This window comes from Cellulosimicrobium sp. NPDC057862 (genome assembly GCF_042797035.1).
Taxonomy (GTDB): Bacteria; Actinomycetota; Actinomycetes; order Actinomycetales; family Cellulomonadaceae; genus Cellulosimicrobium.
Window position 1 is genome coordinate 34,600 of sequence record NZ_JBHVMH010000022.1, and the last position, 22,089, is coordinate 56,688.

Genomic DNA, 22,089 nt, shown 5'->3' on the forward strand with positions numbered 1-22,089 from the left:
CGCTCGGGCGACGACGCATCGCTCGATCCCGTGAGCGCGCGACGACGCCCGGCGGCCATCCCCGTGCCGCCGGGCGTCGTGCCGTCCCGGGCCGGTCGAGCCGGCCCGGGTTCTCAGCCCTGCGCGGGCACGGGCCGCCGCGTGAGGCGGAGGCTTACCTCGGTCGCCTCGCGCGACAGGTACTCGCGGTCGAACGCGCCGGGCTCGCGCCCCTCGAGCTGTGCGAGCAGCGGGAGCGGGTCGTGCGGCGCGACGAGGACGAGCCCGTCCCCGGGCGCGAGCGCCTCGAGCGCCCCGAAGACGACGCCGTGTCGCACCGCGTGCGGGATCGTGCGGACGTCGAGGACGATCTCGGCGTCGTCGTGCGCGCACCCGCAGGTGTGCCCCTCCTCGGGCCCTTCCCCGTGCACGGCCTCGTGGTGCGGGGGCTCCGTGATCTCGATCGGTTCTGCTGCCATGGTGGTCCTCCTGGTCGTGGCGCGAGCGCCGGGTGGGGTGCTGGGTTCGGGGCCCGCCGGCGTGGACGACCGCGCCGGCGGGCGGGACCGGTCAGGGCGCCACGGCGAACGCCCCCGACGCGCCGCGCTCGGCGTCGGACATGGCGTGCGTGACGAACGGGTAGGTCCCGGCCTCGGGGAACGCGAGCTCGACGAACCCGCCCTGCGCGGGCAGGAGGCCGAGCACCTGGCTGCCGCCCGCCGTGCCGGCCGGGAGCGAGTACGCGCCCTCGTGGTAGACCGTGTCGAACTGGCCGCCGACGACGTGGAACGCGCTCGGGCGGTTCGGCCCGGCGTCGAGCACCCACACGCGCACGCGCTCGCCGATGCGGGCGTCGAGGGGGTCGTACCGGTACTGGTTCGCGTAGCCGTTGAACGCGAGCAGGTCGGGCTCGGCGGCCGCGACCTTCGCGTCGTCGGCGGACGCGCCCTGCGCACCCAGGTAGAGCTCGGACTGCACGACGACGTACTCGCGGTCCACGGGGGCGAGGTCCGGCGGGTCGACGACCACCGCGCCGAACATCCCGTTCGCGATGTGCAGCGACATGGGCATCGTCGAGCAGTGGTACATCCAGATCCCCGCCCGGGTCGCCGTGAAGCGGTAGACGAGCGACTCGCCCGGCGCGATGGTCCGCATCGGCTCGTCCGGTGCGAGCGCGCCGGCGTGGAAGTCGACGGAGTGCCCGATCGTCCCGTCGTTGACGAGCGTGATCTCGAAGACGTCGCCGATCTTCCCCCGCAGCACGGGCCCGGGCGCGGTCCCGCCGAAGGTCCACACCGTCTGCTCGACGCCGGGTGCCACCTCCTGCACCGTCTCCGTCACGGTGAGGGTGCGGCGGTGCACGACGGGCTCGCCCGCGGGGTCGATCTCGGCCGGTGCGAGGGTCGCGTCGCGCGCGGTGAACCCGTCGCCCGGGTGCGTCATGAGGTCGACGTCGGACGCGGCCAGCGAGTCTTCCTCGCCCGAGCCCGCGCTCGTGTGCCCGTGGTGCGCGTCGGTGCCGTCGCCCGCCGCGAGCGTCCCGCCGGACCCCTCCGAGCCGGTGCCCTCGGCGTCGATCGTGAGCGTCATGCCCATGAGCCGGTGCCCGGCCACGGAGCACCAGCCGTCGAGGTCGCCGCCCACGACTCCGACGTCGACCGTGACGGTCTCCCCCGGTGCGACGCGGCCCGACGTCGTGCCGTCCTCGAGGACGAGGTCGTGCACGTCGTCGTCGGTGTTGGTGAGCTCGACGACGAGCCGGTCGCCCGCGGGCACGGTGATCGTGTCCGGGACGAACCGCATGTCGGCGGCCTCGACCTGCACGGTCGTCGTGCGGCCGGTCGCCGCGACCGGCACGCCGGCCCCTCCGGTCCCGGCGACGGCGCCACCCCCCACGACACCGGACCCGACACCGGCCGCGACCGGGTCGGCCGCGACGCCGCCCACGACGGCGAGCGCGAGCGTCGCGACGGCGGCCGTCACCGCGCCCGCGAGCGGCCGACGCGCCTGCGCGTCACGGCGGGCGGCGACGGCGCGTGCGGCGTCGCCGCGGCGCGTGCCCAACGGCGGAGCGGCCGTCGTGAGGCTCGCTGCACCTGGGACGGGCGGCCGGGCCGGGGACGGCGCGGCCGCCGGCAGGGACGCGTCGTCCCCCGAGACCGCGTCGCCCCGCGTGACCGCGTCGCCCCGCGAGACGAACACGGCGCGCAGCGCCAGCACGAGGAAGGCGAGGAAGGTCGCGAAGACGACGAGCGACAGGCCGACCCGCACCCACGACGGCAGCGGCAGGAGGTACAGCGCGAGGCCGCCGTTCGCGACGAGCACGCGGTACGCGCCACCCGCCCCGACGACGGCCTCGGTGCGGCGGCGTCGCGCCGGGCCGCCGCCGAGCACGACGGGGACGAGGTAGGTGAGGGCGCCGAGGAGCACCTGCGCCGCGAACCCGACGACGAACGGGAGCAGCAGCCCGCCGATCGCGTCCTGCGCCGCGGCCCACGACGGCGCCGCGGCGACCTGGATCCCGAACGCGGCCACGCTCCCGGCGAACCACCCGACGGACGCGGCGAGGCTCCACGCGGCGAACCCCCAGGCGCCGCGCTGCGCGGCCCGACCCTGCGACGCGAGATGCCGCCCGACCAGCAGGACACCGCCGAGCACGACGGCCGCGCCGGCCGCGACGACGGGCCGCCAGCCGACCGCGCACGCCGCGACGACGAGCAGGATCCCGGCGGCGAGGACGGGCAGCGCGCGGCGGGCCGCGACGTCGGCGTCGGGCTCGATGCGCGTGCGCAGCACGGTCGGCCACAGCAGCACGAGCGTGCCCAGCACGGTGAGGCCCACCCACCCGAGGACGTTGAGCGTCACGTGCGCCACGTACAGGCGGCCGTACGCCTCCGTCCCCGCGCCGCCGCGGGCCATGAGGACGCCGAGCGTCACGCCGACGGGCAGGCATGCGGCAGCGACCACGTAGTAGCGGACGAGCCGACCGAAGCGCGACGGCAGCGCGCCCCGGCCCTGGAGCACGAGCACGGTCGCGTGCGTGAGCGCCCCCGCGCCCACGAGCACCCCGCCCGCGACCACGAGCGACCAGACGTCGGTCAGCAGCCCCGCGACGACGAGCAGCGCGCCGACCGTGTGCGCGGCGAGTCGCGCGACGTGCAGCGGGCGCCCGCCCGGTGCCTGGCGACGCAGCATCGTGTCGGCGAAGTGCTGGCTCCACACGAGGATGGCCGTGCTCACGGCACCGAGCATGAGCACGTGGACCATGAGCCACACGGCCTCGGGCACGAACCGGTGCACGACGACAAGCACCGCCTCCGCGACGAACCAGCCGAGGACGAGGGCATGGAGCCACAGGTTCCGTGCGGTACCCCCGACCTTCTGCGTCCCGGGCAGCGGTCCAGCGGGTCGGGCGGTCAGGAGCGAGGGTCGCTCGGGCGAGGCGGGCACGGTCACCTTCCGGAGACGATCGGGAGTGCGGCGGCTGCCGAGGGAGAGCCCAGGTCGGCCGAGGGAGAACCCTGATCACGCGAGGTAGAGCCCTGGTCCGTCGAGGTAGAACCCTGGTCGGCCGAGGTAGAGCCCTGGTCGGCCGAGGGAGAACCCTGGTCGGCGCGCGCGTCCACGCGCGACCCTCCGGCCGCACGGCCCCCGCGCAGCGCCGACCAGACCGCGACCCCGACGAACCCGAGGACGGCAAGGACGTTCCCCGCGCCGCCGACGCGGACGGCCATGACCGCGGCGGGCCCGTCGCCCGCGAGGTCGGCGACGACCCGGACGGCGAGCGACACGTGCAGCAGCGCGAGCGGCGCCCACATCGCGGCGCGGTACGGGAGCGGGCGGCGCAGGACGGCCGGGAGGATGAGCGGCGCGTGCGCCATGATCATCGACAGCCCGAACCCGAGGAACACGGCGTGCACGACGGCGTCGTACGTCGTCCCCGAGCGCAGCGTCACCGCGGGGCCGAGGCCGGAGGGACCGGCGCCGGCCGCGAGGAACACCCAGGCGGCGCCCGCGAGGACGAGCCAGGCGTACCCCGCGAGCATCGCTGCGGCGGCGAAGCGCGGCAGCCCGGACGCGCGGACGGTGCGACGCGCGACGTCGCGCCGCAGCAGGACCACGGCCGACGCCGCGAGCGCCGCGCCGGCGAGCGCGTACCCGGGTGCGGGCGCGAGCAGGGCGAGGCTCGCGGCGGCGACGTAGACCAGCGCCCCGGCGAGGACGGCGCGCTCGGTCCGGGCGTCGATCTCGAGCCGCGCGAGCTCGACGCGCTCGCCGAGCACGGTCCAGGCGACGAACCCGACGAGCCACGGAAGCAGGTCGGGCACCGCGACACCTGCGGCCCAGAGCGCGGCACCCCCGACGGCGAGCACGGCGCCCGCGGCCTGGATCGCCGTCGCGACGGCAGGCTGCCGCCGCCACACCACGGCGTAGATCGCGACGAGCCCGAGCGTCCCCGCGACGAGGAGCCCTTGGCCGACCACGCGGGGCGCGGGCCAGAGGAGCGCGAGGGCGCCGACGCCGAGCGCGGCGGGCGCGAGGTAGGCGAGCGGGCGCCGTACCGCGACGGCGCGCTCGAGCGTGACGAGCGTGCCGACGAACCCGAGGACCATGAGCAGGCCGTGCGCGTCCTGGATCCGCTCGGCGGGGACCGGCGACGGGAGCCCGAGCAGGGCGAGACCGGTCGCGAGCCCCGTGAGCAGCGCGACCCCGGCCGGCAGCACGAGGAGCGCGCGGAACGGCGTCCGGCTCGTCACTCCCCGAGGGTTTTCCACGGTCCCGACCGTAGGAATCCGGCGGTACGCCCGGACAGGGCCGAAGGTCCCGCCCGGGCGCGCCGGTCACGTGGGCTGGGTCACGCCGGCAGCCACGTGGGCAGGGCGCGCCGCCGGTCACACGGGCTGGGTCACGCCAGCGGTCACGCGGGACGAGAAACGCAGGGCGGGTATGCGGCGGCTCACTCGCGCGCCCGGGCGAGGTCGCGTACCGCGGGGCCGACCGTCTCGCCGTAGGCGCGCAGGGTCTCGTCCTTCGCGTCGTGCTGGAGGTAGACGGCGAACTGGTCGACGCCGAGCGCGGCGAGCTCCCGCAGGCGCTCGACGTGCCGTTCCGCCGGTCCGACGAGGCAGAACCGGTCGACGATCTCGTCGGTGACGAACGCGGTGTGCGTGTTGCCCGCGCGCCCGTGCTCGTTGTAGTCGTAGCCCTCGCGCCCCGCGACGAAGTCGGTGAGCGCGTGCGGGATCGTCACGCCGGCACCCTCCTCCGACCCGCCCGGCCCGTAGCGTGCGACGATCTCGGCGACGTGGTTGCCCACCATCCCGCCGAACCACCGGCACTGGTCGTAGGCGTGCGCGAGCGCGCGGCGTCCGGCCTCGCCGTTCGACGGCGCGGTACCCGTCACGTAGGCGGGCGCGGCGACGCAGATGCGCACCGCGTCCGGGTCGCGACCCGCGCGCTCGGCCGCGGCGCGCACCGCGGCGACGGACCAGGCGACGACGTCGGGGTCGGCGAGCTGGAGGATGAAGCCGTCGCCCACCTCGCCCGTGAGCGCGAGCGCCTTCGGCCCGTACGCCGCGACCCACACCGGCAGCCGGGAGTCGGGGTTCCACGGCAGGCGCAGCGTCGAGCCGCGATACTCGACGGCCTCCCCCGACGCGAGGCCGCGGATCACGCCGATCGCCTCACGCAGCTCGGCGAGCGTCACCGGCCGCCCGTTGATCACCCGCACGGCCGAGTCGCCCCGCCCGATGCCGCAGATCGTCCGGTTGCCGAACATCTCGTTGAGGGTCGCGAACAGCGAGGCGGTGACGGTGACGTCGCGCGTCGCGGGGTTGGTGACCATGGGGCCGACCGTCACCCGGTGCGTGGCCGCGAGGATCTGGGAGTAGACGACGAAAGGCTCCTCCCACAGCAGGTGCGAGTCGAACGTCCACACGTGCGAGAAGCCGTACGTCTCCGCCTGCCGCGCGAGATCGACGACCCGCCACGCGGGCGGGTCGTTCTGCAGCACCACCCCGAGGTCCATGCCCACCTCCGATCCGGACCCGCGCTCAGCGCAGGTACGCCGACAGCCCGCGACGCAGGAACCGCCCGTGCCCGGGGCTGCCGTGGTACGTGCCGTCCTCGACGACCACGCGCCCGCGCGACATGACGACGTCCACGTGCCCGGCGACCTCGAACCCCTCCCACGCGGAGTGGTCCATGTTCATGTGGTGCGTCTTCCCGTACCCGATCGAGGTGCGCCCCGCCGGGTCGTAGACGACGACGTCGGCGTCCGCGCCCGGGGCGAGCACGCCCTTGCGGCCGTCGAGCCCGAACATGCGGGCCGGCGTCGTGCAGCACAGCTCGACCCAGCGCTCGCGCGTGATGCGCCCGTCGACGACGCCCTGGTAGAGCAGGTCGAGACGGTGCTCCACGCCGCCGATGCCGTTGGGGATCTTCGAGAAGTCGCCGCGCCCGAGCTCCTTCTGCTCCTTCATGCAGAACGGGCAGTGGTCGGTGCTCACGACGGACAGGTCGCCCGTGCGCAGGTACCGCCAGAGCTCGTCCTGGTGGCCCTCGGCGCGCGACCGCAGCGGCGTCGAGCACACCCACTTGGCACCCTCGAAGTCGCCCCACTCGTCGCTGCGGGCGCCGAGCTGCTCCTCAAGTGACAGGTAGAGATACTGCGGGCACGTCTCGCCGAAGACGTTCCAGCCCTCGTCGCGGGCCTGCGCGAGCGTCGCGACGGCCTGCTTGGCGGACATGTGCACCACGTACAGCGGTGCGCCCGTGAGGCGCGCGAGCATGATCGCGCGGTGCGTCGCCTCCTCCTCGGTCTCCCACGGGCGGCTCGTGCCGTGGAAGTAGGGCGAGGTATCACCGCGGTCGAGCGCCTCTCGCACGAGCACGTCGATCGCGATGCCGTTCTCCGCGTGCATCATGATCACCGACCCGTTGTCGCGCGCCTTCTGCATCGCGCGCAGGATCTGCCCGTCGTCGCTGTAGAACACGCCCGGGTAGGCCATGAAGAGCTTGAAGCTCGTGATGCCCTCGGTCACGAGTTCGTCCATGGCCTTGAGCGAGTCGTCGTCGACGCCGCCGAGGATCTGGTGGAACCCGTAGTCGATCGCGCACTGCCCGTCCGCCTTCGCGTGCCACGCGGCGAGCCCGTCCTGGACCCGCTCCCCGGTGCGCTGCACGGCGAAGTCGACGATCGTCGTCGTGCCGCCCCAGGCGGCGGCGCGCGTCCCGGTCTCGAACGTGTCCGACGCGTTCGTCCCGCCGAAAGGCAGCTCCATGTGCGTGTGGCAGTCCACGGCACCCGGGATCACGTACTTCCCGGTCGCGTCGATCACGCGCTCGGCGGTCGCGGCGAGGTCCGCGCCCAGGCTCGTGTCCCCGGGTCGCAGCAGCGCGGCGACCTGCTCGCCGTCGACCAGCACGTCGGCGAGCGTCGAGCCCGTGGGCCCGACGACGGTCCCTCCCCGGATCAGCGTGTGCGGCATCGCGTGCTCCCCTCGTGCTGCGGGTGTCGGGTCACGGTCGGGTCAGGTCGTCGTAGGCGTCAGGGCGGCGGTCGCGGTAGAACTGCCACCGGTCGCGCACGACGCGCAACAGGTCGAGGTCGAGGTCGCGCACGATCAGCTCCTCCTCGTGGTCGTCGGCGGGGTCGCCGACGAACGCGCCCTCCGGGTCGACGAAGTACGACGTGCCGTAGAAGTCGTCGTCGCCCAGGTCCTCGACGCCCACGCGGTTGATCGCGCCGACGTAGTACTCGTTGGCGACCGCCGCCGCGGGCTGCTCGAGCTTCCACAGGTAGTTGGAGAGCCCGCGGCTCGTCGCGCTGGGGTTGAGCACGATCTCCGCGCCGTTCAGGCCGAGCGCACGCCAGCCCTCGGGGAAGTGCCGGTCGTAGCAGATGTACACGCCCACGCGCCCGACGGCGGTGTCGAACACCGGGTAGCCCAGGTTGCCAGGGCGGAAGTAGAACTTCTCCCAGAACCCGCGCACGTGCGGGATGTGGGTCTTGCGGTACTTGCCGAGGTAGCGCCCGTCGGCGTCGATCACCGCCGCGGTGTTGTAGAGCACGCCCGGCTGCTCCTCCTCGTACACGGGGAGCACGACGACGGTCCCCAGCTCGGCCGCGAGCGCCGAGAAGCGCTCGACGGTGGGGCCGGGGACGGACTCGGCGTAGGCGTAGTACGCGGCGTCCTGCACCTGGCAGAAGTACGGCCCGTAGAACAGCTCCTGGAAGCACACGAGCTGCGCGCCCTGGTCGGCGGCGTCGCGCAGGTGCTTCTCGTGGACGTCGATCATCGACTCCTTGTCGCCCGTCCAGCGGACCTGGGTGAGCGCGGCACGCACGGTGGTCATGAACCCTCCTCGGGTCTCCGGTCTCCTGTTGTGGGCGTGAATAGGGCCTGGTCTCGAGGCGACGACCGGGCCCTTCTCATGCCCGCACCGCCTGGGCCTGCTCGTCGGCGACGTCGAGCGCCGCGTCGATCGCGGCGAGGCCGTGCTCGAGGTCGTCGGCGGACGTGACGAGCGGCGGGGCGACGTGCAGGCGGTTGAAGTGGACGAACGGCCACACGCCCCGTTCCTTGATCGCCGCGACGACCGCGCCCATGGGAGCGGCAGCGGGTCCGCTCGCGTTGAACGGGACGAGCGGCTCGCGCGTCTCCCGGTCGCGCACGAGCTCGACCGCCCAGAAGAACCCGAGCCCGCGGACCTCGCCGACGCTCGGGTGCCGGCCCGCGATCTCGCGCAGCCGCGGCCCGACGACGTCCGCGCCGAGCGTCCGCACCCGCTCCAGGATCTGGTCGTCCTCGAACGTGCGGATCGACTCGACCCCCACGGCGCACGCGAGCGGGTGGCCGGAGTAGGTGAGGCCGCCGGGGAAGACGCGGTCGTCGAACGTCCGCGCGACGTGCTCCCCGATGACGACGCCGCCCAGCGGCACGTAGCCCGAGTTCACGCCCTTGGCGAAGGTCACGAGGTCGGGCACGACGCCCCACCGGTCCACCGCGAACCACTCGCCGACCCGGCCGAACCCGACCATGACCTCGTCGGTCACCAGGAGGATCCCGTGCTCGTCGCACAGCGCGCGCACGCCCTCGAGATAGCCGTCGGGAGGGATGAGCACGCCGTTGGTCCCGACGATCGTCTCGAGCAGGATCGCCGCGATCGTCCCCGGCCCCTCGAGCTGCACGACCTCGCGCAGGTGGGCGAGCGCGCGCACGCCCTCCTCCGCGTCGTCGTGGGCCCCGAACGCCGAGCGGTACGCGTACGGGCCGAGGAAGTGCCGCACGTGCGGGTCGGGCGAGACCTCGTTGGGCCAGCGCCGGGGGTCGCCCGTGAGGGAGATCGCCGTCGTGGTGTTGCCGTGGTACGAGCGGTACGCGGCGAGCACCTTGGCGCGACCGGTGTGCAGGCGCGCGAGCCGGACCGCGTTCTCGACGGCGTCGGCCCCTCCGTTGGTGAAGAAGACGCGCCACCGTCGTTCGTCGCCGTTCGCGTCCGCCGAGCCACCGGCCCGCGCGCCCGGCGCGCGAGCCGCGATGAGCCGCGCGAGCTCGCCCCGCACGTCGTTGGCGAACGTCGGCCCGACCGTCGCGAGGCGTCCGGCCTGCGCCTGGAGCGCCGCGACGAGGCGCGGGTGCTGGTGGCCCAGGTTGAGGTTGACGAGCTGGGACGCGAAGTCGAGGTAGCGGTTGCCGTCCTCGTCCCAGAACCACGCCCCCTCACCGCCCGCGACGGGCAGCGGGTCGATCGCGCCCTGCGCGGACCACGAGTGGAAGACGTAGCGGTCGTCGGCGCGCGTGCGCGACCGCTCGGCCCCTCGCACGGCCTCCTGGTGCGTCGTCATCGTCGCCCCCTGCCCGTCACCGGGTCCGGGGGAAGCCGAGGTCGACGCCCGCCGTGGACGGGTCGGGCCAGCGCGTCGTGACGACCTTCGTGCGCGTGTAGAACTGCACGCTCTCCGGCCCGTAGACGTGCAGGTCCCCGAAGAGCGAGCTCTTCCAGCCGCCGAACGAGTAGTAGCCGACCGGCACGGGGATGGGGACGTTGACACCGATCATGCCCGCCCGGGCGTCGACCTCGAACGCGCGCGCCGCGCCGCCGTCGCGCGTGAAGATCGCGGCGCCGTTGCCGTACGGGTTGTCGTTCACGAGCCCGACGGCCTCGTCGTAGGACTCCGCGCGCACGACCGACAGCACCGGCCCGAAGATCTCGTCGCGGTACACCGTGTGCTCGGGACGCACGTGGTCGACGAGCGTGGGGTGCAGGAAGAACCCCGCGCCGAGATCTCCCGCACCGGCCGGGGCCTCTCGCCCGTCGACGACGAGCGTCGCGCCCTCCTCGGCGGCGGTTCCCACGCGCGCCGCGACCCGGTCGCGGTGCTCGGCCGTGATGAGCGGGCCCATCTGCGACGCCGGGTCGGAGCCCGGCCCGACGACGAGGCGCGCCACGCGCTCGCGGATCGCCTCGACGAGGGGGTCGGCGACCGCGCCCACGGCGACGAGCACGGAGACGGCCATGCACCGCTCGCCCGCGGACCCGTACGCCGCGGAGACCGCCGCGTCGGCCGCGACGTCCACGTCGGCATCGGGCAGGACGACCATGTGGTTCTTCGCCCCGCCCAGGGCCTGGACGCGCTTGCCGTGCCGGGTCCCCGTCTCGTAGACGTGGCGCGCGACCGGCGTCGAGCCGACGAAGCTCACGGCCTCGACGTCGGGGTGCTCCAGCAGGCGCTCGACCGCGACGCGATCGCCCTGCACGACGTTCACCACGCCGTCGGGCAGGCCCGCCTCCTGGAGCAGCCGCGCGACGAGCAGCGACGCCGAGGGGTCGCGCTCGCTCGGCTTGAGCACGACCGTGTTCCCGCACGCGATCGCGTTCGGGATCATCCACAGCGGCACCATGGCCGGAAAGTTGAACGGCGTGATGCACGCGACGACGCCGAGGGCCTGCTTCACCTCGTGGACGTCCACGCCCGACGACGCCTGCTCGGTGTACCCGCCCTTGAGGAGCTGGCCGATCCCGCACGCGAACTCGACGCACTCGAGCGCGCGGGCGACCTCGCCCGCCGCGTCGGAGAGCACCTTGCCGTGCTCGGCGCTCACGACCGCCGCGATCTCGTCCCGGTGGTCGACGAGGAGCTGGTGGAACGCGAAGAGGATCTCGACGCGCCGCGAGACGCTCGTCGCGCGCCACGCGGGGAACGCGTCCCGCGCCGCGGCGACCGCGGCGTCGACGTCGGCTGCGGACGCGAGCGCCACCCGCCCCGTGACCGCACCCGTCGCCGGGTCGTGGACCGGTCCGTACCGCTCCGCGTCGAGCCGCGCGCGACCCGCGACCCAGTGCCCGATGCGCGCCTGCCCGGCGCGCGCCTGCCCGTCGTCCGTCGCGGTCGGGGCGCTCGTGGCGTCCCCCGCGAGCGGGGAGATCCCAGCGGTCGTCTCCACGTCCTCGCCTCCTCGCGCGCCGAGGTGGTGGCGCGCCGTCGCAGCCGATCCCTCAGTCTGGCACGGAAGACCCGATCGTGTGGTGCGGATCACAGCGCCCGCCCGGTAGCGTCGTGCCTCGTGAGCGCAGCGCAGCCCCCTTCCGCCCGGCCCGTTCCCGGGTCCGCCGCCCGGTTCGACCGCGCGGCCCTCGTCCCGCTCCTGCTCGTCGTGACGGTCACAGCGATCGTCGTCGAGCTCGTGCGGTCGAGCGGCCCGCTCCTCGACCACGCGTTCTCCGCGGGCGTCGTCACCGTGGCCCTCACGGCGCTCGCGACGTACGCCGCCCCCGGCGTGCTCGTCGTGATGATCGCGGCGCGCCTCGAGCTCACGGGCAAGGTCGTGCTGCTCGCCGTCGCGTCCCTCGTCGTGGCGCGCCTCGCGCTCCAGGGGCTCGGCGCCGCCATCGCCGGGGGCGTCGACCTCGGGCTCGTGCGGTACGGCGTCGGGCTCGCGACGGTCGCGCTCGGGATCGGCGTGCTCGTGCTCGTCGCCGCGTTCGCGAGCGGGACCCCGGCAGGCGGTCTCGCGGGAGAGACCGCCCCCGCATCCGGGGCCGACGGTGGCCCGGAGCCGGCACCGTCCCGGCCCGGCGGGCTCGCGCGCGGGTCGCTCGTCGCGCTCGGGGTCGTGCTCGGCGCGCTCCTCGCCGGAGCGCTGAGCGCCGTGCTGGGCACGTGGGACGCGTACTGGCGGTCCGACGTCGCGGGGTGGGTCGTGACGGTCGTCGTCGCCGCTGCGGCGGTCGCGTGCGCGTGGGCGCTGCGGGGACGGTCCGCGTGGCCGGGGTCGCGCGGGCTGTGGGTGCTCGGCCCGTCCGTCGCGCTGCTGGTCCAGGTGCTCGCCAACCCCGCGTTCTCCGCGTCCCAGACGGGCGTCGCGCTGCCCTTCGCGGTCGCCGCCCTGGCCGTCGCGGCCGTGCTCACCGCGTGGTTCGTCCAGCGGGCGGACCGCTCGGCCCCGCCCGGGTCACCCTGGGTGTCTCCCGTCGTGCTCGTCGCGGGCGTCGCCGTGGTGTTCCTCGCCGTGCCGCGCCTGGACGGACCCGGCACCGTCGGGGGCTGGGCCCTCCTGGTCCTGCTCGTGCTGCTCGTGCCCGCCGCCGCGCGCACGCTCGCGCTCGCCCTGACGCGGGCCGCGCGCCCGCTCACGTGGCTCCGGCTCGCGGGCGCTGCGAGCGTCGCGGGGCTGGGGATCGCGGTGCCGCTGCTCGGGTACCAGCTCGAGTACGACGTCCCGCTCCCCGTCCCCCACACGTTGGTCCCTGTCGCCGCCGCGGTCGCGCTCGCCGTGCCCGCGGTCGTCGCCGGGCTCCGCGCCCGGAGCGCCGCGGGCGACCCCGCGGCGTCGGGCACCACGACCGGCGCCGACCGCGCGGTGGCCCCGGCGCTCGCCGTCGGCGGGGCGGTCGCGGTGCTCGCGCTCGTCGGGGTCACGCAGGTCCACGTGCCGACCACGACGTCCGCCGTCGCCGACTACCCGGTCGGCGACCTGCGCCTGCTCGACTGGAACCTGCACTACGGCGTGAGCGCCGACCCGTCGGTCCGGCTCGACGAGATGGTCGCGACGATCGAGGGCTCGGGCGCCGACGTCGTCACGCTCCAGGAGGTGTCGCGCGGCTGGGTGCTCGGTGGCGGCGCGGACATGGCGACGTACCTCGCGCGCGAGACCGGGATGCGCGTCGTCTTCGTGCCCGCGGCCGACCGGCAGTTCGGCAACGCGCTCCTGTGGGACCCGCTGCGTGGCGACCTCGACGACGTCGCGCGCCACGCCCTGCCGTACGGCGCCGGACCGCAGGAGCGTTCGGCGATCTCCGCCACGCTCGACGCCGCGGGCGTCCCCGTGCGCGTCACGTCCGTGCACCTGCAGCACCGCGAGGAGAACACGCCCACCCGCCTCGACCAGCTCGAGGCGCTCCTCGCCGACGAGCCGGTGGAGGGCGCGTACGTCCTCGCCGGCGACCTCAACGCCGAACCCGGCTGGGACGAGATCACCTTCCTCGAGGAGCAGGGCCTCGAGAGCGGTCAGGACGCCGCCGGCGACCCGGACGCGCTCACGTCGCCCTCGGTCGCCCCCGCGCACCGCATCGACTGGGTCTTCGGCTCCGAGGCCGTGACCTTCCGCTCCTTCGAGGTCCTCGACGTCACCACCTCCGACCACCGCCCCCTGCTCGCCGAGCTCCGCGCCCGCGACTGACCCGCGTGACCGACCGCTAGGGTCGAGCGATGCGCATCGAGCTGACCGTGACCGAGGCCGTGGAGATCGCGCGCGCGACGGGCAGGCTGCCGCCGTACGTGCGCTCGGTGACGAGCGAGGGCGACGACGTGCGGGTCGTCGTCGACCTGCGCGAGGTGCCCGACCCGCCGTCCGCGCTCAAGCTCGCTGCCCGGCTGGTCCCGGTGGTGCGGGCGACGCTGCACGTCGAGTCGGTGGTGGCGGGCACCGCCGTGCTCGCGGTCGAAGCGAACGCCGCCGGTCTGCCCGCGCACAAGCTGCTCGGCTTCGTCGAGGCCCCGCTCCAGGGCGCGCTGCGTTCGCACGGGCTGCCACCCCAGGCGGTGCGCGTGCTGCCCGACGCGCGGGTCGCGGTCGACGTGCAGGCCCTGCTCGGCGGCGTGCTCGAGCACACCTTCCCGGGGTTCCAGCTCACCGAGCTCGCGTTCGCGGACGGGACGCTGCGCCTCGACGGCCGGCTCTGAGGTGAACGACGGGGCTGCCGCACCCGGCTGAGGGAGCCGCCGCGCTCAGTCCTCGCGGTGGTGCAGCATGCGCGCGACCTCGGCGATGGACCCCGACAGCGACGGGTAGACGGTGAAGGCCGACGCGACGTCGTCGACCGTGAGCCGATGGGACACGGCGAGCGTGATGGGGAAGACGAGCTCGCTCGCGCGCGGCGCGACGACGACGCCGCCCAGCACGACACCGGCCTCGGGGTGGGCGAACAGCTTGACGAAGCCGTCGCGCATGCCGAGCATCTTGGCGCGCGGGTTGCGCGCGAGCGGCAGCACGGTCGTGACGTACTTGCTGCTCTGCGCCTTGAGCTGCTCCTCGCTGTACCCGACGGTCGCGATCTCGGGCGCGGTGAAGATGTTCGCCGCGACGGTGCGCAGCTTGATCGGCACGACGGCGTCGCCGAGCGCGTGCGACATGGCGACGCGGCCCTGCATCGCGGCGACCGACGCGAGCGGCAGGACGCCCGTGCAGTCGCCGGCCGCGTAGATGCCGCGCACCGACGTGCGCGACACCTTGTCGACCTCGACGTGCCCGCTCGGGGTGAGCCGGACCCCGGCCTCCTCGAGCCCGAGGCCGCTCGTCGACGGGATGGCGCCGACGGCGATGAGGACGTGCGAGCCCTCGACGACGCGGCCGTCGGACAGGGTGACGCGCACGCCGTCCTCGGTGCGCTCGGCGGCCTCGGCGCGCGAGCGCGACATGACCGTCATGCCGCGCGAGCGGAAGACGCCCTCGAGCAGCTCGGCCGCGTCGGCGTCCTCGCCGGGCAGCACGCGGTCGCGGCTCGACACGAGCACGACGTCGGACCCCAGCGCGTTGTACGCCCCCGCGAACTCGGCGCCGGTGACGCCCGACCCGACGACGATGAGCCGCTCCGGGAGCTCGGACAGGTTGTAGAGCTGCGTCCACGTGAGGATGCGCTCGCCGTCGGGCTGTGCCGTGGGCAGGACGCGCGGGGTCGCGCCGACCGCGAGGAGGATCACGTCGGCGTCGAGCACGACGGGCCCGTCAGCGCCGTCGGGCGAGTCGACGACGACGCGCGCGGGGCCGTCGAGACGACCCGCGCCGATGACGACGCGCACGCCCTCGCGCTCGAGGCGCGCGTGGATGTCCGCCGACTGCGCGGCCGCGAGCGCCATGACGCGCGTGTTCACGGCCTCGAGGTCGACGATGTGGCGCCGCATCGCGGGGTGCTGCGCCTTGGCCGTGTCGACGGGCAGGCGGATCCCGAGCTCGGCGGCGCGCTCGGCGATGGTCATCCAGTCGGCGGTCGCGATGAGGGTCTTGGAGGGGACGACGTCGGTGAGCACGGCCGCGCCGCCGAGGCCGTGGCGCTCGACGACGGTCACGTCGGCGCCGAGCCGGCGGGCGACGAGAGCGGCCTCGTAGCCTCCGGGCCCACCTCCGAGGACGACGATGCGGGTGGCCTGGTGGTCGATGCTCGCGTGCGTCACGCCGGACATTCTGTCAGGCCGTCGCGTCCCGCGGTGTCAGCATGCGAGACACCCCGGCTGGTGCGGGCCGCGCGGCAGAGCCTCCCGCTCGTCGGGTCTCGCGCCCGGGGACGGACTAGCCTTGCGACCATGACGACGACGCCTGCGAGCACACCCCCGCTCGACGACCCCGCGACCGACCCGTTCCTCGTGGCACGGGCCGCCGCCGACCACATCGCGCAGGCCACGGGGGTCGACGGCCACGACATGGCCCTCGTGCTCGGCTCGGGGTGGGGCGGTGCCGCGGAGCTCCTGGGCGAGGTCGTTGCAGAGGTCCCGACGCACGAGATCCCCGGCTTCTCCGCCCCCGCGGTCGCGGGCCACCTCTCGGTGACGCGGTCGATCCGGGTCGAGCGGGCGGACGGCTCGGTGCGGCACGCGCTCGTGCTCGGCTCGCGCACGCACCTGTACGAGGGCAAGGGCGTGCGCGCCGTCGTGCACGGCGTGCGCACCGCCGCCGCCACGGGCGCGGAGACGCTGATCCTCACGAACGGGTGCGGCGGGCTCAACCAGGACTGGGGCGCGGGCACGCCCGTGCTGCTCTCCGACCACATCAACCTCACGGCCCGCAGCCCGCTCGAGGGCCCGACGTTCGTGGACCTCACCGACGTCTACTCCCCGCGCCTGCGCGAGCTCGCGCACCGCGTCGACCCGACGCTCCCGGAGGGCGTGTACGCGCAGTTCCCCGGGCCGCACTACGAGACCCCGGCCGAGGTGCGCATGGCGGGGGTCCTCGGCGCGGACCTGGTCGGCATGTCGACGACGCTCGAGGCCATCGCGGCCCGCCACTGCGGCCTCGAGGTGCTCGGCGTCTCGCTCGTGACGAACCTCGCCGCCGGGATCAGCCCGACGCCGCTCTCCCACGCCGAGGTCATCGAGGCCGGCCAGGCCGCGGGACCCCGGATCAGCGCCCTCCTGGCCGACATCGCGAAGCTGGTGTGACATGACGGACCGCACCGCGGGCTACCGGACCGACCCTGCCGACGACCCGACCTTCGACCCGGGAACCGACCGCGGTGCGTTCCTCGAGCGCGTCGCCGCGTGGATCGACGACGACGTCGACGCGGGCGACCAGGACGAGCTCCGGCACCTCCTCGACCTCGCCGACTCGCCGGACCCGCGCAAGCACGACGTGCGCGTTGCGGCCCTCACCGAGCTCCAGGACCGGTTCTCGGGGCCGCTGGAGTTCGGCACCGCGGGGCTGCGCGGCCGCATGGCCGCCGGGCCCCACCGCATGAACCGCGCGGTCGTCATCCGCGCGGCGGCAGGGCTGGGTGCGTACCTGCTGGACACGCTCGGCCCAGCGGGGGCGGGTGGGGCGGCCCGCCCGCGCGTCGTCATCGGGTTCGACGCGCGGCACCGCTCGCGCACGTTCGCCGTCGACAGCGCGGCCGTGCTCACGGCGGCGGGGCTCGACGTCCTCGTCCTGCCCTCGGCGCTGCCGACGCCGGTGCTCGCCTTCGCGGTGCGCCACCTCGGCGCGGACGCGGGCGTCATGGTCACCGCGAGCCACAACCCGCCCGCCGACAACGGCTACAAGGTCTATCTCGGCGGGCGCGTCGTCACGGACTCCGGGCAGGGCGCCCAGATCGTGCCGCCGTACGACGCGCGCATCGCCGCCGCGATCGCGGCCGTCGGCCCGGCGCGGTCGGTCCCGCGCGCGAGCGGGGGTTGGACCGTCCTCGACCGGGAGGTCGTCGGCGCGTACGTGCGCTCGGTCCTCGCGCTGTCCGACGGCGCACCTCGCCGCCTCAAGGTCGTCACCACCGCACTGCACGGTGTGGGCGGCGAGACCGTCGCGCACGTCCTGCGCGACGCGGGCTTCACGACCGTCGTCCCGGTCGAGGAGCAGCTCGACCCGAACCCCGACTTCCCCTCGGTCGCGTTCCCCAACCCGGAGGAGCCGGGCGCGATGGACCTCGCGCTCGCCGTCGCGCAGGACTCCGCGGCCGACGTCGTGCTCGCCAACGACCCCGACGCCGACCGCTGCGCGGTCGCGGTGTTCGACCCGCGCGTCGGCACCTACCAGGGTGCGGAGACCGCCCGCTCCAACGGGTGGCGCATGCTGCACGGCGACGAGGTGGGCGCGCTGCTCGGCGACGACGTCGCGCGGCGGGCCGCGGCGTCCGGCGCGGCCGGCGGGGTGCTCGCGTGCTCGGTCGTGTCCTCGCGGCTGCTCGGGAGGATCGCGGCCGCGCACGGGCTCGGCTTCGCGACGACGCTCACGGGCTTCAAGTGGATCTCGCGGGTCGACGGACTCGTCTTCGGGTACGAGGAGGCGCTCGGCTACTGCGTCGACCCCGCGCACGTGCGCGACAAGGACGGGATCAGCGCCGCGCTGCTCGTCGCGCAGCTCGCGAACCGGCTCAAGGCCGAGGGCCGCACGCTCGTCGACGCGCTCGACGACCTGGCGCGCCAGCACGGGCTGCACGTGAGCGACCAGCTGTCCGCGCGGTTCACCGACCTCGACCGCATCGGCGAGACGATGACGCACCTGCGGGCCGCTCCCCCGCGCACGCTCGCGGGAGCCGGCGTCTCGGACGTCGCCGACCTGTCCGCCGGCCTGGACGGCCTGCCGCCCACCGACGGCGTGCGCATCCTCACGGCCGACGGGACGCGCGTCATCGTGCGCCCGAGCGGGACCGAGCCCAAGGTGAAGTGCTACCTGGAGGTCGTGCTGCCCGTCGCCCCCGACGCGTCGCACGACGACCTCACGGCGGCCCGCGCCGCAGCCCGCGACCGCCTGGACCGCGTCAAGGCCGACATGCAGCGCGCCCTGGGTCTGTGACCCGGCGGTACGGCTCGCAACCGGGAACTCCGGACCCGACGCGAGCCGTACCGACGGGTAACCTGGTGCGATGAGCACAACGACACCGACGTCGGTCGCCGAGACCGGCCGGGCGGGCACCGGAACGGCCCCGGCGACCCCGGGTTCGGCTGACCGGTCCGCTGCCGAGATCGCCGATCTCGCGCGCTCCGTGACCGGTTCCGCCCTCCTCGACGACACCGCCTGGCGCCGCTACCTGCACGGGCTGCCGGGGGTGGACAAGGTGGGCGCCGACGGTCGCGCGGCGGCGCTCGGCACCCGCTCGATCAAGACGACGTCCAAGGCCTGGGCGCTCGACACGATCATCCGCATGGTCGACCTCACGACGCTCGAGGGTGCGGACACGCCCGGCAAGGTCCGCGCGCTCGCCGCCAAGGCGGTCCGCCCCGAGCCGGCCGACCCGACGTGCCCGTCCGCCGCCGCCGTGTGCGTGTACAACGACCTCGTCCCCGTCGCCGTCGAGGCGCTCGCCGGGACGGGCGTCAAGGTCGCCGCCGTCTCGACCGCGTTCCCGTCGGGCCGCGCGAGCCGCGCCGTGCGCCTCGCGGACACGCGCGACGCTGTCGAGGCGGGCGCGGACGAGATCGACATGGTCATCGACCGCGGTGCGTTCCTCTCCGGGCGCTACTCCCAGGTCTACGAGGACATCGTCGCCGTGCGCGAGGAGTGCCGGGCGAACGGGCACCACGCACACCTCAAGGTCATCCTCGAGACCGGCGAGCTCGCCACGTACGACAACGTGCGCCGCGCGTCGTGGCTCGCGATGCTCGCGGGCGCCGACTTCATCAAGACGAGCACCGGCAAGGTCTCGCCCGCCGCGACGCTCCCCGTGACGATCGTCATGCTCGAGGCCGTGCGCGACTTCCGGGCGCTCACGGGCGTCCCGATCGGGGTCAAGCCCGCCGGCGGCATCCGCACGTCGAAGGACGCGATCAAGTACCTCGTCGCGGTCAACGAGACCGCGGGCGGCGACTGGCTCGACCCCGACTGGTTCCGGTTCGGGGCGTCGTCGCTGCTCAACGACGTGCTCATGCAGCGCAACAAGCTCGCCACGGGTGCCTACTGGGGCCCCGACTACGTGACCGTCGACTGAGCGGGACTGAAGGACACCATGACCACCACAGCAAGCACGGCCGGCTCGCCGTTCGAGTACGCGCCGGCGCCCGAGTCGCGCGCCGTCGTCGACATCGCGTCGTCGTACGGCCTGTTCATCGACGGCGAGTTCACGCCGGCGTCGGACTCCGGCTCGTTCAAGACCGTCAACCCCGCCACGGAGGAGGTCCTCGCCGAGGTCGCCGAGGCGACCGAGGAGGACGTCGACCGCGCCGTCCGCGCGGCCCGCCGCGCCCAGGAGAAGGTGTGGGGCCCCATGCCGGGCCGCGAGCGCGCCAAGTACCTGTTCCGCATCGCCCGGCTGCTCGCCGAGCGCTCGCGCGAGTTCGCGGTCCTCGAGACGCTCGACAACGGCAAGCCGATCCGCGAGTCGCGCGACGTCGACGTCCCGACGGCCGCCGCGCACTTCTTCTACTACGCGGGCTGGGCCGACAAGCTCGAGCACGCGGGCTACGGCCCCGACCCGCGTCCGCACGGCGTCGCCGCCCAGGTCATCCCGTGGAACTTCCCGCTGCTCATGCTCGCGTGGAAGATCGCTCCGGCCCTCGCGACCGGCAACACGGTCGTGCTCAAGCCCGCCGAGACGACGCCGCTCACCGCGCTCCTCTTCGCGGACCTGCTGCGCCAGGCCGAGCTGCCGCCCGGCGTCGTCAACATCGTCACCGGCGCACGGGCGACCGGCTCCGCGCTGGTCAACCACCCGGACGTCGACAAGATCGCCTTCACGGGCTCGACCCCGGTCGGCAAGCGCATCGCCCAGGAGATCGCGGGCACGCGCAAGCACGCGACGCTCGAGCTCGGCGGCAAGGCCGCGAACATCGTGTTCGACGACGCGCCGATCGACCAGGCGATCGAGGGCATCGTCAACGGCATCTTCTTCAACCAGGGCCAGGTCTGCTGCGCGGGCTCCCGCCTGCTCGTGCAGGAGTCGATCGCCGAGGAGCTCGTGGACCGGCTCAAGGCCCGCCTCGGCACGCTGCGCGTCGGTGACCCGATGGACAAGAACACCGACGTGGGTGCGATCAACTCGCCCCAGCAGCTCGCGCGCATCACCGAGCTCACCGACGCCGGAACCGCGGAGGGCGCCACGCGCTGGAGCCCGGACTGCGAGCTGCCGTCGTCGGGCTACTGGTTCGCCCCGACGCTCTTCACGGGCGTCTCCGCCGCGCACCGCATCGCGCGCGAGGAGATCTTCGGCCCCGTGCTGAGCGTCCTGACGTTCCGCACGCCCGCCGAGGCCGTCGCCAAGGCGAACAACACCCCGTACGGCCTGTCGGCCGGGATCTGGACCGAGAAGGGGTCGCGCATCCTGTGGATGGCCGACCAGCTCCGCGCGGGCGTCGTGTGGTCCAACACCTTCAACCGGTTCGACCCGACCAGCCCCTTCGGCGGCTACAAGGAGTCGGGCTACGGACGTGAGGGCGGCCGGCACGGCCTGGCGCCCTACCTGATCGAGGGGAGCACCTACTGATGGCCCGCACGACGAAGGCGCCTACCAGCGCGACCCGCACCGCGCCCGAGCGGCTGGGCGTGCGCAAGACGTACAAGCTCTACGTCGGCGGGAAGTTCCCCCGCAGCGAGTCGGGCCGCACGTACGAGGTGACGGACACCAAGGGCCGGTTCCTCGCGAACGTCGCGCAGGGCTCGCGCAAGGACGCGCGCGAGGCAGTCGTCGCCGCACGCGCCACGCAGGCGAAGTGGGCCGGGGCGACGGCGTACAACCGCGGCCAGGTGCTCTACCGCGTCGCGGAGATGCTGGAGGGGCGCCGCGAGCAGTTCGTCGCCGAGGTCGTCGCGGGCGAAGGGCTCACGGCGCGCCAGGCCGAGCTCGCGGTCTCCGAGGCGATCGACCGCTGGGTCTGGTACGCGGGCTGGACGGACAAGGTCGCGCAGGTCGCCGGCTCCGCCAACCCGGTCGCCGGACCGTACTTCAACCTGTCCTCGCCCGAGCCGACGGGCGTCGTCGTCGTCCTCGCGCCGCAGCGCTCGTCGCTGCTCGGCCTCGTCTCGACGATCGTCCCGCCGCTCGTCACGGGCAACGCGGTGATCGTCGTCGCGAGCGAGCAGCGCCCGATCCCGGCGGTCACCCTCTCCGAGGTCCTCGCGACGTCGGACGTCCCCGGCGGCGTGGTCAACGTCCTCACGGGCTTCACCAGGGAGCTCGCTCCCCCGCTCGCGTCACACCTCGACGTCAACGCGCTCGACCTCTCGGGCGCCGTCGGCGCCGAGGGTGTCGTCTGGGGCGAGCTCGAGGCCGCCGCGGCCGACTCGGTCAAGCGCGTCCTGCGCCCCGCCGTCGGCCGCCGTGGGGACGACGCCGAGCCCGACTGGACCGAGGCCCCGCGCCCCCAGCGCATCCTCGCGTTCACCGAGACCAAGACGGTCTGGCACCCGAAGGGCGTCTGACCCTCGCCGAGCACGACCGTGGTGCCGTGATCGCGTCGATCACGGCACC

16 protein-coding genes are annotated in these 22,089 nt (G+C 74.6%); 7 read left to right on the plus strand and 9 right to left on the minus strand.

Annotation, left to right across the window (positions count from 1 at the left end; translation table 11 throughout):
• Nucleotides 1–113 precede the first annotated feature (113 nt).
• The 8 genes from ACFVN3_RS18850 to ACFVN3_RS18885 all read right to left on the minus strand — a co-directional run bounded on the left by ACFVN3_RS18850 (nucleotide 114) and on the right by ACFVN3_RS18885 (nucleotide 11,333).
• Nucleotides 114–458 (minus strand): DUF2249 domain-containing protein, encoded by a 345-nt coding sequence (locus ACFVN3_RS18850; RefSeq protein WP_378234513.1) that lies wholly within the window; start codon nucleotides 456–458, stop codon nucleotides 114–116.
• 91 nt (nucleotides 459–549) lie between these two features.
• Nucleotides 550–3,435, minus strand: a complete 2,886-nt coding sequence (locus tag ACFVN3_RS18855) for a multicopper oxidase domain-containing protein (protein ID WP_378234514.1) — start codon at nucleotides 3,433–3,435, stop codon at nucleotides 550–552.
• The gene (locus ACFVN3_RS18860) at nucleotides 3,432–4,754 is read right to left on the minus strand and encodes a hypothetical protein (protein ID WP_378234515.1); all 1,323 of its coding nucleotides are present in this window, start codon (nucleotides 4,752–4,754) and stop codon (nucleotides 3,432–3,434) included. Before ACFVN3_RS18860 ends, ACFVN3_RS18855 begins: the two co-directional genes overlap by 4 nt.
• 182 nt (nucleotides 4,755–4,936) lie before the next feature.
• Nucleotides 4,937–6,007, minus strand: a complete 1,071-nt coding sequence (locus ACFVN3_RS18865; protein ID WP_378234516.1) for a TIGR03842 family LLM class F420-dependent oxidoreductase — start codon at nucleotides 6,005–6,007, stop codon at nucleotides 4,937–4,939.
• Between the two features lie 25 nt (nucleotides 6,008–6,032).
• Complete coding sequence (gene hydA, locus ACFVN3_RS18870) at nucleotides 6,033–7,469, minus strand: dihydropyrimidinase (RefSeq protein ID WP_378234517.1); 1,437 nt, start codon at nucleotides 7,467–7,469, stop codon at nucleotides 6,033–6,035.
• A gap of 31 nt (nucleotides 7,470–7,500) precedes the next feature.
• The gene (locus tag ACFVN3_RS18875; RefSeq protein ID WP_378234518.1) at nucleotides 7,501–8,337 is read right to left on the minus strand and encodes a nitrilase-related carbon-nitrogen hydrolase; all 837 of its coding nucleotides are present in this window, start codon (nucleotides 8,335–8,337) and stop codon (nucleotides 7,501–7,503) included.
• Nucleotides 8,338–8,413: 76 nt separating this feature from the next.
• Complete coding sequence (locus ACFVN3_RS18880) at nucleotides 8,414–9,829, minus strand: aspartate aminotransferase family protein (protein WP_378234519.1); 1,416 nt, start codon at nucleotides 9,827–9,829, stop codon at nucleotides 8,414–8,416.
• A 16-nt stretch (nucleotides 9,830–9,845) separates the two neighbouring features.
• A complete protein-coding gene (locus ACFVN3_RS18885; protein WP_378234532.1) occupies nucleotides 9,846–11,333 on the minus strand; it encodes a CoA-acylating methylmalonate-semialdehyde dehydrogenase in 1,488 nt (495 codons plus the stop codon).
• Nucleotides 11,334–11,549: 216 nt separating this feature from the next.
• On the opposite strand from ACFVN3_RS18885, the gene ACFVN3_RS18890 reads away from it, so the two are divergent.
• Complete coding sequence (locus tag ACFVN3_RS18890) at nucleotides 11,550–13,664, plus strand: endonuclease/exonuclease/phosphatase family protein (protein ID WP_378234520.1); 2,115 nt, start codon at nucleotides 11,550–11,552, stop codon at nucleotides 13,662–13,664.
• A gap of 29 nt (nucleotides 13,665–13,693) precedes the next feature.
• Complete coding sequence (locus ACFVN3_RS18895) at nucleotides 13,694–14,167, plus strand: hypothetical protein (protein WP_378234521.1); 474 nt, start codon at nucleotides 13,694–13,696, stop codon at nucleotides 14,165–14,167.
• Nucleotides 14,168–14,212: 45 nt separating this feature from the next.
• Here ACFVN3_RS18895 and ACFVN3_RS18900 read toward each other — a convergent pair whose 3' ends face one another.
• On the minus strand, nucleotides 14,213–15,664 hold the full coding sequence (locus tag ACFVN3_RS18900; protein ID WP_378234522.1) for an NAD(P)H-quinone dehydrogenase: 1,452 nt from the start codon (nucleotides 15,662–15,664) through the stop codon (nucleotides 14,213–14,215).
• Between the two features lie 120 nt (nucleotides 15,665–15,784).
• Between ACFVN3_RS18900 and ACFVN3_RS18905 the strand changes: the two genes are divergently transcribed.
• From ACFVN3_RS18905 to ACFVN3_RS18925, 5 genes are all read left to right on the plus strand, one after another.
• The gene (locus ACFVN3_RS18905; RefSeq protein ID WP_154799038.1) at nucleotides 15,785–16,636 is read left to right on the plus strand and encodes a purine-nucleoside phosphorylase; all 852 of its coding nucleotides are present in this window, start codon (nucleotides 15,785–15,787) and stop codon (nucleotides 16,634–16,636) included.
• A gap of 1 nt (nucleotide 16,637) precedes the next feature.
• Nucleotides 16,638–18,482 carry a phospho-sugar mutase gene (locus ACFVN3_RS18910; RefSeq protein WP_378234524.1) on the plus strand — a complete coding sequence of 615 codons (1,845 nt, stop codon included), beginning with the start codon at nucleotides 16,638–16,640 and terminating at the stop codon, nucleotides 18,480–18,482.
• 70 nt (nucleotides 18,483–18,552) lie between these two features.
• On the plus strand, nucleotides 18,553–19,614 hold the full coding sequence (gene deoC, locus ACFVN3_RS18915; RefSeq protein WP_378234525.1) for a deoxyribose-phosphate aldolase: 1,062 nt from the start codon (nucleotides 18,553–18,555) through the stop codon (nucleotides 19,612–19,614).
• 18 nt (nucleotides 19,615–19,632) lie between these two features.
• On the plus strand, nucleotides 19,633–21,105 hold the full coding sequence (locus tag ACFVN3_RS18920) for an aldehyde dehydrogenase family protein (protein WP_378234527.1): 1,473 nt from the start codon (nucleotides 19,633–19,635) through the stop codon (nucleotides 21,103–21,105).
• Nucleotides 21,105–22,040 (plus strand): aldehyde dehydrogenase family protein, encoded by a 936-nt coding sequence (locus tag ACFVN3_RS18925; RefSeq protein ID WP_378234529.1) that lies wholly within the window; start codon nucleotides 21,105–21,107, stop codon nucleotides 22,038–22,040. Before ACFVN3_RS18920 ends, ACFVN3_RS18925 begins: the two co-directional genes overlap by 1 nt.
• Nucleotides 22,041–22,089 lie beyond the last annotated feature (49 nt).